The sequence below is a fragment of the Echinicola sediminis genome (assembly GCF_054777495.1).
Genome location: NZ_BAAHAP010000002.1, coordinates 30,393 through 42,687, shown reverse-complemented (window position 1 = coordinate 42,687; position 12,295 = coordinate 30,393). Strand labels below are relative to the sequence as shown.

Genomic DNA, 12,295 nt, shown 5'->3' with positions numbered 1-12,295 from the left:
TGTCCCTTGTCTCAAATCTAAAGTCCCAGCATCATGCAAGAATCCTGGAAATTTAATTTATCCGAAGATATCCGTTTGGATGAAAAGGAAGACTTAAAGCATAAAATTAAAACAGCGCTGAAAGCGCAGCAAAAGGAACTGGGAATCTTCCTTTCCTACTATTACAAAGCCGATGGTGCCGTGGTGGAGGAGGTAGAAGTGGAAGATTTCATTGAATTAAATTCATCCGGTTCGGGAAAAGTATTACTCTCTTTTAGGTTGATCTTTTACAATGCCTGTCTGAATATCCACGAAAAGGAAAAAGATAAAATGGAGCTTGAGTTCAGCATTGACAAAAAGGAGAAAAAACTACAGTTGACTGGACCTTTTGTGCCCGAAAGAGGGATGGATGAGATTTAGTATTGAGTATTGAGTAGATAGTCTTGAGTATTGAGATTTGGATCTCTCAATGATTGTAGGACTACAGTCCATTGACAACTGTTGACCGTTGACTGAGGACTGTAGACTGTGTACTTTAACCACCCAACCCAAACTTTCTCACCAAACAACTCAGTAAGCCCATTTCCCAATAACTCAATAACCACCCCATAAATTTGAAAATCCGTTTCTTGCGCCTATTTTAGTGCCCAACTTTTAATTAAACCTATCTAAAACCCATAAAAATGACGAAAACCATCAAAGCAGCTATTGTTGGAACCGGTTTTATTGGCCCGGCACATTTAGAAGCCCTAAGAAGAATTCCAAATATCGAAGTAACAGCCCTTTGTGAAGTAAACCAGGAACTTGCTGAGGAAAAGGCAAAGCTTTTGGGAATCCCCAATGCCTTTACCTTTGATGAAATGCTCAAGCAACCGGATATTGATGTAGTCCATATTTGTACCCCTAACTTCCTTCACTATTCCCAGTCCAAGGCGGCCCTGGAGGCAGGCAAGCATGTGGTATGTGAAAAACCTCTGGCCACCAAAATTGAGGAAGCCGAAGAACTGGTAGCCCTGGCCAAGGAAAAAGGACTGGTGAATGCGGTGCACTTCAACCTTCGCTATTACCCTATGGTCCGTCAGATGAAGACCATGCGGGAAAATGGTGAGCTTGGCGATATCTACAGCATTATGGGCTCTTATCTGCAGGATTGGTTGTTTTTGAAAACAGACTACAACTGGAGGCTGGAGCCGGACAAATCCGGGGATTCCAGGGCCATTGCAGATATTGGTTCCCACCTCTTGGACCTCACCGAATATGTTACCGGACTGAAAATAACCGAGGTGATGGCCGACTTTTCCACAGTGCACAAAACCCGACTGAAGCCTTTGAAAGCCATCGAAACCTATTCAGGTAAGATGTTAAAAGAGTCTGATTATGAAGAGGTTCAGATCAACACCGAAGATCATGCCACAGTACTCTTGCGATTTGACAATGGCAATAAAGGTTCGGTAACGGTAAGTCAGGTAAATGCCGGCAGAAAGAACCGTTTGAACATTGAGATCGCCGGTTCCAAATCCAATTTTGAATGGTGCTCTGAAAAACCAAACGAAATGTGGATTGGAAAGCGGGAAACCGCCAACCAACACCTGATGAAGGATCCTTCACTCTTTACGCAGGAAGCAGCCGGACTGATCAGCTTCCCTGGAGGACATAATGAAGGTTTCCCTGATACTTCCAAGCAAATGTTCAAAGAAGTCTATGCCGCTGTGGCTACTGGAAAGCAACCCGAACGTCCTAGCTTCCCTACCTTTGAAGACGGCTACAGGGAACTATTGATCTGTGAGCGCATTATAGAAAGTCACAAAAAGCAGGCTTGGGTAAAAATCTAAGCGTTTGCTATATAAAACAAATTAAGATTTAAGACTGTTTCAAAAGTACTTCGTCATGATTATCCATCGAGATGGACAAGAAATCTCATAGCATGGGTTTGAATAGCTCCATGAGATCCCTTCTTTTCACTCGTGATGATGGTTTTGACTACTTTTGAGACAGTCTCTTTTCTTTCTGGAAAATGATGGAACTCCCTATACTCTTTGAGGACGATCACTATGTGGCTGTAAACAAGCCGGCGGGGATGATGGTGCATAAGTCCAGCATTGCCATGGACGACGAGCCGGTTTATGCCATGCAGACCCTGAGAGACCAAATAGGTCAGAAAGTTTATCCTTTGCACCGGATAGACCGCCCTACCTCTGGTGTATTGTGGTTTGCCAAATATTCGGAAGCCGTACTTCCCCTGCAAGAACTGTTTACCTCAAAAAACATTAAGAAATACTACCTCGCTGTAGTAAGAGGCTATACCAAGGAAAAAGAAGGGCTAATCGACCATCCATTAAAAAAAAAGCTTAAAAAAGAACTTCAGGAAGCCCAAACAGAATACCTTAGTCTCGGACAGGTGGAGATTCCCTACCAGAGTTCTCCGCGACACGAAACCAGCCGTTACTCTTTGGTAAGGGCTTATCCGCTGACCGGTAGGATGCACCAAATAAGGAGGCATTTTGCCCATGAAAGAAATTACATCATCGGAGACAATACCCACGGGGACAATCGCCAAAACCTTTTTTTCAGGACGCATTTTCACCTGCACCATATGCTCTTGCATGCTTGGAGTACCCAATTCATCCATCCATTTACTTCTCAGCCAGTGCTGGTCACCGCATCCCTCCCTGAATATTTCATGGATGTTGTCAGGGAATTTGCATGGGAAGAAATGATCTAAGGCCTCCTGTCACATTTCTAGCATTCCCCCAAAGCTATAAATTCAAGTTATTGGGTGAAATCCCCTATATTTAACAAGAGATTAAATTTAGCAACCTAATGAAGCACAAACTTATCCCCATCGCCTTGGCAGGCGCATTATTTTTGCCATTGAGTTCTCACGCTCAAAAGTCCCATATAGATGAATGTATCACCCAAAAAGAAGCCATATCACATTTTAGGTACCTTGCTGCTGATGAGTTAAAAGGTCGGGATGCTGCTCGGCCGGAAATAGACGTCGCAGCACGCTATATTGCCGAACAGTTTTGGAAATACGGGGCCAAACCGGTCGCTGATGCCCAGGATTATTATCAACCTGTCCCCTTGAGGCTTTCAGCTCCCCCCAGGTCAGGCTCCCTTACTCTTGGAGACGAAACCCTGACCCAAGGTCAAACCATGTTAGTACTGGACGGAAAATCTTTGGAAGGAGATTATGAAATGGTCGTCGCCGGTTATGGCCTCGAAAGTGATTTGGAGGGAAAAGACCTGAAGGGGAAAATACTGGTGGTTCGCGTCGGTGGACCTGAAAAGATGGGACCCTCGCAGCTTTTTGCAGCTGGCAGGAAAAAGCTCGCGCTGGCAGAGGAAAAAGGGGCCGTGGCACTTATAGAAATGTACAACCTTCCCTCCACCCCTTGGGGAGTGCTCACGGGCTTCTTGAACAAACCCCAGATGACCCTTGGCCAAGAGGATGCCCCTGAGGCAGGGATTCCCTATATCTGGGCAAAAGACCTCAGCGGAAAAATGATCAAGGACATTGATACCGGCAAGATAGCCAGCGTCAAGGTCGAAATTAAAGGAAAGGTCAATGAAGCCATCAACGGTAAAAATGTGGTGGCCATAATAGAAGGCAACGATCCTGCTTTGAAAGAGGAGTATGTGATGCTTTCGGCCCATTATGACCATATTGGAGTAGGAACGCCCAATGCAGAGGGAGACTCCATCTACAACGGTGCCCGGGACAATGCTGTAGGAACCGTGGCCATCATTAATGCCGCCAAATTCTTTTCAGATCATCCGCCAAAACGTTCCATACTGCTATGTGCATGGACGGCGGAGGAAAAGGGCCTCTTGGGTTCAGCCCACTTTTCTGATCATCCTATGGTGCCACTTGATAAGATCATCTATAACCTCAACATTGATAACGGCGGTTATAATAATACCGATATTATCACTGTCATCGGATTGGGCAGAACCTCTGCTGACCATTTTATCAAAGAAGCGGTGGATGAATACGGCCTGGAAGCCATGGCAGATCCTTCTCCCGAACAAGGGCTGTATGACCGCTCGGATAATGTAAACTTTGCTAAAAAGGGCATCCCTGCTCCTACCTTTAGCCTGGGATTCACCGCCTTTGATGCAGAAATCATGAAATACTATCACCAAGCCGCAGATCAGGTGGATAACTTTGATCTCGATTATGCGATGAAATACTGGAAATCCTATATCCTGACCGCGCAAAAGATTGCCAATGCAGGTACACGTCCTAAATGGATAGAGGGTGATAAATATGAAGCTGCCGGAAAATCACTTTACGGAAGCAACTAACTTGATAATCCTATTTGTCATATTGAGAATATGTCTAAAACCTTTCAGGTCTTAGGAGCTCAAAGCTGGAATTTACCCTTATAAACCTGAAAGGATTGGGTCAAGCCATATTTCTGGGAGACAGATCAATTAGCTATGAAATTTATCTATTCTTATCAGTTTGAGTTTATTATCAACCACAGATAAAAAGGATGCACACAGATTTTTAATGGGCTGATAACTATATCTGTGTTTATCTTTATCTATCTGTGGAAAAAAAGACCATAAAGAAGGTGTGTTAAAACTAAAATATTCTTGCCTCCCCAACTTTTCCGCTTGATCCAAAAGTTTGCCAACTCTAATTTGAAGTAGCATTTTAACAAAAAGGGATTTCCAAGGCTGGAAATCCCTTTTTGATTTATAGTTAAAAAGTCAGTTGTTAGTTATCAATGGTAATACTTCCTGAGCTTACAACTCCCCTTACAGTGGAAGCTGAATTATTATTGATATTCAATTGCTTATGACCTGACTGATTGCCCACTTTTATGCTTCCGCTGCTGGCAGACATTTCAAAATTATACTTACTTAAGTCATCATTGGTCTGTACCTTGATGGAACCTGATGAGCATTTTAACTCGGTATTGGCCCCCAAGCCTGCCCCGTCTGCGCTGATACTTCCCGATGAGGCTATCAGTTCTCCTATTTCACCTACATCATCAAGTTTTATTCTTCCTGAACTCACCTTAGCATGTACGGTCCCTGTTACATCTTCCATCGAAAGCACCCCGCTGCTGGCTGTTGCGTCTACATTTCCTTTAACATCATCCAAATGAGCCTGCCCAGAAGAAACTTTGCAGGAAACCTCACCCGTGAGGTCCTCAGCCTCAATTTTTCCCGACCCTACTGTCAAATAAATCCTTCCAGCTTCTACATCATTGACATGAACAACACCGGATCCCGAGGCAACCTCTATCTCTTCATGTTGGATTCCTGATACAAATGCCTTTCCGGAGCCGCTGTTTACTTTCAAACGTATATTACACGGACCCTTTAGACTGATAAATCCCTCATTCCGGAAGTTTCCCCAGGAAGAGCTTCCTTTCCTTTGATCGTATTTGACCGTCAACTTGTCTCCATTTACAGCATAGCTGATTTCCACATTCTCCTTATTGGATTCCAAGTAGGCATTGAGCGAAATTTCGGTGGCCTTTTCGTTTCCCTCATAGGTCACTTCCAAGGGGCCACCATAAAGCTCCACTTCCCTGATACCTTCGAATATCTCTTCAATATCAGACACCACTCTCATTTGGGAATAGGAACAGCCCGGAAGCAGGGCCATCCAAAAAAATACCGCAAAGAGCAGGTAAAATCTATTTTTAATCATTGTTTTCAGGTTTTGGTTCAGTGCCGGTAGCTGGAGATGCAACACCATGTGACATCATGGAAAGTGTCTCATGCGCTATTTTGATATTATACTCATAGGCCAGGCTCTTGTAATTTACCAAGTCCACGATCGTCCCGATAAAACAAAGACCAACGGTGAAGAAATACAAAATCCCCAAGCCTATCTGTCCCAATATAAAGCGGTGTAAACCGGCAAAGCCAAAGAACCCCAGCAGGGCCAAAATAAGCACCATCTGACTGTCTTTTCTCCTTGCCCGGTACACTTGGGCAAACAAACTAGCCTGTTCATCATCCATGTTCTTCAAGATTCCTTGGATATAACCAAGTTCCATCCCTTCCAATTCAGGAAGGTGTTTCAATACATTAGCCATAGTTATCTGTGTTTTTTAATAGTTTGATAAGTTCTACCATTCTGAATAAAATGATCCCCCAAGCCAGCCCTCCTAAAGGGTGCATTTTCCAAGATGCCATAAAATCCCCCTGTATGAAAAACTTCATACTTCTGCCCAATCCGCATCCCGGACACCACTCTATGCCCAACATTCCCAACGGACAAAGGGTAAAGTGGGACAGAGAGGAAGTATCTATCAACAGGATTCCAATCAGCGCCAGGCACCAAAAGACCAGCTCTGTCGGAAAACGATTAATAGGATATGCTTTGGTTTTCATGTGTTTTTGAAATTACGAAAAGAATGCCATTTCATAAAACTGCCCCGCAATGTAATATGGAGGCTTTTTCTTGCCCAACAATGCATCAAAATCGAACAAAATTTGACCGAAAACGGACACTTTTTCCTCCGGTTTTTATAGGGAGCCCAGGGATATCACAGATATTGTTAGGCAATCCCATTTCCTTTTGTAATTTAGATTTCCAATGTAAAAAAGACGCTTTATGACTCATCTGCCGATACGCTTTCTTCTACTTTTCTTGTTTTTTATTACCTCCATCACTTCTGGTTCGTATGCCCAAGAAAACTGTGACCTGATAAGCCTTGAAACCAAGAATTTTCTGGGCAATTACAGCATTGTCCCCGGCAGTGCAAAAAAATTGACCGATCGCGCAGGATATGATAACCAACCCTATTTTATCAACAACCAACAGCTTGCTTTTTCTTCTATCGATGAAAAGGGCAACAGTGAGATCATTCTTTACAGTTTCGATAAAAGCAGCTTTACCAATATGACCCGGACCGAAAGCAAAAGTGAGTTCTCACCGAAACTGACGGATTGTGGACAATATATTTCAGCTGTAACGGTAGAGGAAGACAGTAGCCAGCGTTTATGGCTTTACCCTATCAATTTTGGGGAACCGGAGCTGCTATATGACGATATTGCACCTGTGGGATATTATGACTGGTACAATGATATTGCGGCGATGTACCTCCTTGGAGAGCCCAACCAATTGGTCTATCCCTATAGCCGGGAAAATGTGATGACCCTTGCGGAAAATATTGGAAGGAATGTACAAAAACGGCCAAAAACCGCTGAAATCACCTTTCTGGACAAAGGATCGAGCGTGGTCTTGAACGGAAAAAGTACCCATGAAATCAAATTTTATGATGTGGAGGAAAATATAACGGGCAACTATGGGACCAGTTTGGGAGAGAGCGAAGATTTTGTCTGGATAGATAAAAACACCCTTTTGATCGCCCAGGGACAGGGGCTGTTTGTAAAAAAGGTGAACAAAAGCCGGGAATGGGAAAAAATCGCCACTGTCTCCATGCCTGGATACGGAAATATCAGCCGCTTGGCCGTAAGTCCCAAGGGGGATAAACTGGTATTGGTAATGGAGAGAAAGTAAACTACGAAGCCTTTTTAACGGCTCAGTGTCAAGCTGCGCCATCCAAACCAATGGATGGCGCAGCTAGTAAATTTTTGCAGACCTCCAGCTTTACAGTGATAGCAATCAATCTTTTTTCAACTTGATTTCCATCTGTCCCACTGCATAATTGGGATCTACATGATTGTCCAGTTGTTTGAGGGCATTAATGGCTTGATTGACTTCGAAAACATAATCCCTGCTTTGTGGATTGTACGGAATATTGTTAATGGACTGAATAATTTCATCCATCCTTTTGGCTCCTTCCAGTAACTTCGGTTCAAAATAAGCCTCCGTAAACTTAGAGGTTATGTATTCGATGGCCTGGCTGTTGGGCTGGAGAAAATCCCTTTTATAAAACCTGTAATCCCTTAAATCACTGGTTTGCAGCTCATAGGCAGGGAAATACTTTACTTCAGGGAATTCGTTGACAATCTGATGAATGGCCACTCTCAGCACGGATTTACTTACGCAGTTCAGCGTGATGGTATCCTTGGTATGCATCACCGGACTCAGCACCAGTATGATGTTTTTGAAATGATTCAGCTGGGGGTAAATATGCCTAAAAGCCTTAAGAATCTTCTCTGGGGTCAAGAGCTCCTTCTCAAACAGTTCCTGAGGGGCTTTATGACAGTTGGCCACCACGGATTTGGTTTTATTGTGGCGGAATACATAGGCCGTCCCCAAGTTGATCATCAAAAATTCCTGCTTATAATATTTTTGTTGCATGCTGGACAGCTGCTGCCGAATATTCTGAAGCAGTTCTTCAGGAGATTTTTGTCTTCTTAAAAAATTGAACTGATAATGGTTCCAATTCCCCTCATACTCGGTAACCTGGCTTACATCCAAGTCCACATGCTTGCCCATCAGTTCCAGGTGATGGAACAAAGAAATGGGGTTATAAATTTTTCCAAATGGATTGCTAATGATGTCGAGCCCATAATGCATTAAACTCTTGTCCATCATGGCTGAAAATCCTGCTCCCAGGGAAAGGATTTTTGCCTCCTTGGCAATCTTAACGGGATTTTCCGCAATCATCAATTCACTTCTGAAGATACTCATAGGCTGGGTTATTTTTTAAAGGTTATATGCTTTGAAAAGCGGCATAAACTGGATATTAAACCAGTCAAATATGCGCCCTGTTTGATTGTTAAGTCCATTTGTAAGGATGCTGAACTCCTGTTTAATTTATAAAAAAGATCAGATAAACGGTCAAAAAGCAAGCGATAAAGCCTTATTTATCACCAATCTAATTAGGCCCCTCTCAAAGGTCAAACAGAACACAAACCTTAGCGATAGTATCGTTTCAATATCCCCTGATCTACTCCCTCCCTCCTTTCAAATTGCTAAGGTCACCTTGCCCAACGCTATTCTGCCTATAATTTTTCTCTTCTATACCTTTAAACCCTATATTTGCAGCTTTGAAACGAATATAAATAGGCAAAACAATACAATGAACAACTTCATAGAAGAACTGCGCTGGAGAGGCATGGTCCAGGACATGACTCCGGAATTGGAGGAACACCTAAACAAGGGCATTACTTCTGCCTACCTTGGATTTGACCCTACAGCGGATTCTTTACATATAGGACATTTGGTAGGTGTAATGACCCTACTTCACTTTCAGCGCTGCGGCCACAAGCCGGTGGCTTTGGTGGGAGGTGCCACAGGAATGATCGGTGATCCTTCCTTCAAATCAGCCGAGCGAAACCTATTGGATAAGGAAACCTTGGATAAAAACATTGCAGGCATTCAAAAGCAACTGGGCAAGTTTCTGAATTTTTCCGATGATAAGGCCAATAAGGCTGAGCTGGTCAATAATTATGACTGGATGTCCCAGTTTTCATTTTTGGATTTTATCCGTGACGTAGGAAAGCACATCACGGTAAACTATATGATGTCCAAGGACAGTGTCAAAAGGAGATTGGAAGAAGGAAACGGGCTATCCTTTACGGAGTTTTCCTACCAGCTGATCCAAGGATATGACTTTTATCACTTATACAAAAATAAAAACTGTACCATGCAGCTTGGAGGTTCTGACCAGTGGGGCAATATCGTCACCGGAACAGAGCTGATCAGGAGAAAAGAGGGCGGCAGTGCCTATGCACTTACCGTTCCGCTGATCACCAAGGCAGACGGTTCCAAATTCGGCAAAACCGAGGGCGGCAGTGTATGGTTGGATCCGGAGAAAACCTCTCCTTATGCTTTCTACCAGTTCTGGCTAAATGTCTCTGATGAAGATGCTGCCAAGTATATCCGTATTTTCACTACACTGGACAAAGCGAGCATCGAACAATTGGAAAAGGAACATGCAGAAGCCCCTCACTTAAGGGTATTGCAAAAGGAAATAGCCAAGGAAATTACCATTATGGTACATTCTGAGGCAGACTATGAGATGGCTTTAAAAGCTTCTTCTATCCTTTTTGGGAAATCCAGTACAGAGGACCTTGCAGCTTTGGACGAAAGGACCTTTCTCCAGGTTTTTGAGGGAGTACCCCAAGTGGAAATCAGCCAGGAAGAATTTGATGGACTCGACGGAGTGCTCGACCTGCTTGGAGACAAAGGACAGGGCATCATCTTCAAATCCAAAGGTGAAGCCAGAAAAATGATCCAAGGTGGTGGTGTAAGCATCAATAAAAACAAGCTTTCTGATCCACAAGCCACGGCAAATGAGCTAGAGCTTTTGCAGGGCAAGTATTTGCTGGTTCAAAAAGGTAAAAAGAACTACTCCATCATTAAGGTAGTGGAATAAAATAGCTTGAATGGACTTAAACCGTCCCCAGATTATGTGGGGACGGTTTTCATTTACCATCAGCAAAGACTCGACTAGTTTTTTCTATTAGAGGTATCTCATCCTTTCTTCCCCATAAATTGGCTCAACAGGGCTCACCTTGTAAGACCGCTATTTTTGAGGAAAACTTCTATTTTTTAACTCTTATTCAAGTTTTTTACACTTTTACTACGATTTTTAAATAAAGTTCAATAACTTCAAATCCAATTTAACCATTGCTTACTTTTTGGAACTATGGGCGTTTACGAAAGACAGAAAAAAGAAAAAGAGATATTGGAAGCAGCCATTGGCTTGTTCAGTTCAAAAGGCTTCCACAGCACCAAAATGGATGAAGTGGCCAAAAAGGCCAAAATGAGCAAGGGACTCATCTACTTCTACTATAAAAACAAGGAAGACCTTTATATGGCCGTCACTAAGAAGGCCTTTGAAGAACTCAAAGAGGTATTCCGTGAAACCCAAAAAACAAAGGGTAAATCAGGCTCCGAGTTGATTAACATCCTGATAGAAAAGCACATTGATTTTACGGAAAACAACGGGATGTATCAGGAAGCCATATTGAACTTCATGGGCATTATGAAAAAGTATAATGATGCCACGAAGCGCCAACTGATCGACCCATTGATTCTGGAAAGTCCCAATTTCACCGAATTGCTTGAAATTCATCATGATCCGGCTAAAATAGGGATCCAAATTATTTCATTTGGTGTCAGGGACGGGAGCATGAGACCAGACCTGCAACCTGAAATAACCTTCTACACCATCTGGACAATGCTATTGGGCTATGAGCGCTTAAGCGGCCCCATCAACTATGAAAAGAAGGAGGTTAAAATCAGTCAGGAAAACTGGAAAAACGGTTTTATCAAACTCATTCAGGATATGCTCAAAGGAACCATCCAAGCACAGCGTCCAAGGGCTGTTCAGGGCAGCCTCTTCTAACTAATGTATTTCTAAATCTGACATATTTCTTATCAAAGGCCCGTTTTTATAAAACGGGCTTTTTGTTTTTTGGTGTAGGAACAAAGTCTTCTCTTATCAGTTTTGGTAATTCCTGCAAGGTGGAAAAACAAGGCTATAAATGTTTGTAATACACTAAATGAGACAAATTAAGGCAAAAATGAAGCAGATTTTTCAAGAGTTGGTGACATCAGTAATTTTTTAGCGAAAAAATAACACAAAATATAGATACAAATAAAGGAGATTGTTTAACTTCATCGCAGATTTTTCAGTCAAGCTAACCGGTATTATTCATGGATTTATCTGCCTTATTCGCGTTAAACAATAAAGTAGCTATCATTACAGGAGCCAGCAAAGGCATCGGGCTAAGTATTGCGGAATTTTTTGCTGCAGCGGGCGCAAAAGTGGTCATCAGCAGCCGAAACCAAGAATCCCTCGATCAGGTCGCCAAAAAATTAAACGACAAAGGTTATGATGTGGTAGGCGTCGTTTGTAATGTGAGCCATGATGACGAACTGGAAGAACTGGTCAACAAAACCCTAGAAATTTACGGTCAGATAGACATCCTTGTCAACAATGCCGGCATCAACCCCTATTGTGGTCCTGTCCATGAAACTTCTCTGGAAATTTTTGACAAGATCATGGCGGTAAACGTTCGCGCGCCCTTCGAGCTTTCCAAATTGTGCCTTCCACACTTAAGAAAATCCTCAGGCGCCTCCATCATCAATATCAGTTCAATAGGAGCGATTTCACCTGAACCTCAATTGGGCGTTTATAGTGTGAGCAAATCTGCCTTGCACTCCCTTACCAAGGTCTGTGCAAAAGATTGGGGCCAGCAAAAAATCCGCGTGAATGCCATCTGCCCGGGAGTGATCAAAACCAAGTTCAGTGAAGTGCTTTGGTCCAATGATCAGATTATGGAAATGATCATGAAAAGACTGGCCATCAAGCGCATAGGTGAATGTGAAGAAATAGGCGCTTTGGCCCTCTTTCTGGCTTCACCAGCTGCTTCCTACATAACGGGCTCCATTTTCACGGTAGATGGTGGCTATACCAGTTAA

12 protein-coding genes are annotated in these 12,295 nt (G+C 43.0%); 8 read left to right on the top strand and 4 right to left on the bottom strand.

Annotated elements, in window-relative coordinates; all coding sequences use genetic code 11:
* Positions 1-33: 33 nt before the first annotated feature.
* From ACYVAA_RS00960 to ACYVAA_RS00945, 4 genes are all read left to right on the top strand, one after another.
* Positions 34-399, top strand: coding sequence for a hypothetical protein (locus tag ACYVAA_RS00960; protein WP_460538127.1), 366 nt, complete (start codon positions 34-36; stop codon positions 397-399).
* Between the two features lie 263 nt (positions 400-662).
* Positions 663-1,811 (top strand): Gfo/Idh/MocA family protein, encoded by a 1,149-nt coding sequence (locus ACYVAA_RS00955; RefSeq protein ID WP_460538126.1) that lies wholly within the window; start codon positions 663-665, stop codon positions 1,809-1,811.
* 182 nt (positions 1,812-1,993) lie between these two features.
* Positions 1,994-2,701 carry a pseudouridine synthase family protein gene (locus ACYVAA_RS00950; RefSeq protein ID WP_460538125.1) on the top strand — a complete coding sequence of 236 codons (708 nt, stop codon included), beginning with the start codon at positions 1,994-1,996 and terminating at the stop codon, positions 2,699-2,701.
* Between the two features lie 98 nt (positions 2,702-2,799).
* The gene (locus tag ACYVAA_RS00945) at positions 2,800-4,287 is read left to right on the top strand and encodes a M28 family peptidase (RefSeq protein ID WP_460538124.1); all 1,488 of its coding nucleotides are present in this window, start codon (positions 2,800-2,802) and stop codon (positions 4,285-4,287) included.
* A gap of 418 nt (positions 4,288-4,705) precedes the next feature.
* Here ACYVAA_RS00945 and ACYVAA_RS00940 read toward each other — a convergent pair whose 3' ends face one another.
* The 3 genes from ACYVAA_RS00940 to ACYVAA_RS00930 are packed head-to-tail and all read right to left on the bottom strand — an operon-like array spanning position 4,706 to position 6,339.
* Positions 4,706-5,650 (bottom strand): DUF4097 family beta strand repeat-containing protein, encoded by a 945-nt coding sequence (locus ACYVAA_RS00940; RefSeq protein WP_460538123.1) that lies wholly within the window; start codon positions 5,648-5,650, stop codon positions 4,706-4,708.
* Complete coding sequence (locus ACYVAA_RS00935) at positions 5,643-6,041, bottom strand: TM2 domain-containing protein (RefSeq protein WP_460538122.1); 399 nt, start codon at positions 6,039-6,041, stop codon at positions 5,643-5,645. The genes ACYVAA_RS00940 and ACYVAA_RS00935 overlap by 8 nt, the downstream gene beginning before the upstream one ends.
* Positions 6,034-6,339, bottom strand: coding sequence for a DUF2752 domain-containing protein (locus tag ACYVAA_RS00930; RefSeq protein ID WP_460538120.1), 306 nt, complete (start codon positions 6,337-6,339; stop codon positions 6,034-6,036). Before ACYVAA_RS00930 ends, ACYVAA_RS00935 begins: the two co-directional genes overlap by 8 nt.
* A gap of 223 nt (positions 6,340-6,562) precedes the next feature.
* Between ACYVAA_RS00930 and ACYVAA_RS00925 the strand changes: the two genes are divergently transcribed.
* The gene (locus ACYVAA_RS00925; RefSeq protein ID WP_460538119.1) at positions 6,563-7,471 is read left to right on the top strand and encodes a TolB-like translocation protein; all 909 of its coding nucleotides are present in this window, start codon (positions 6,563-6,565) and stop codon (positions 7,469-7,471) included.
* A 105-nt stretch (positions 7,472-7,576) separates the two neighbouring features.
* Here the strand turns inward: ACYVAA_RS00925 and ACYVAA_RS00920 are convergent, their stop codons facing one another.
* Entirely contained in the window at positions 7,577-8,551 is a 975-nt protein-coding gene (locus tag ACYVAA_RS00920) for a GSCFA domain-containing protein (protein ID WP_460538118.1), read from the bottom strand.
* A 391-nt stretch (positions 8,552-8,942) separates the two neighbouring features.
* Between ACYVAA_RS00920 and tyrS the strand changes: the two genes are divergently transcribed.
* The 3 genes from tyrS (at position 8,943) to ACYVAA_RS00905 (ending at position 12,295) form a co-directional block, all read left to right on the top strand.
* Positions 8,943-10,241 carry a tyrosine--tRNA ligase gene (tyrS, locus tag ACYVAA_RS00915; protein WP_460538117.1) on the top strand — a complete coding sequence of 433 codons (1,299 nt, stop codon included), beginning with the start codon at positions 8,943-8,945 and terminating at the stop codon, positions 10,239-10,241.
* 273 nt (positions 10,242-10,514) lie between these two features.
* Positions 10,515-11,216, top strand: a complete 702-nt coding sequence (locus tag ACYVAA_RS00910) for a TetR/AcrR family transcriptional regulator (RefSeq protein WP_460538116.1) — start codon at positions 10,515-10,517, stop codon at positions 11,214-11,216.
* A 311-nt stretch (positions 11,217-11,527) separates the two neighbouring features.
* The gene (locus tag ACYVAA_RS00905; protein ID WP_460538115.1) at positions 11,528-12,295 is read left to right on the top strand and encodes an SDR family NAD(P)-dependent oxidoreductase; all 768 of its coding nucleotides are present in this window, start codon (positions 11,528-11,530) and stop codon (positions 12,293-12,295) included.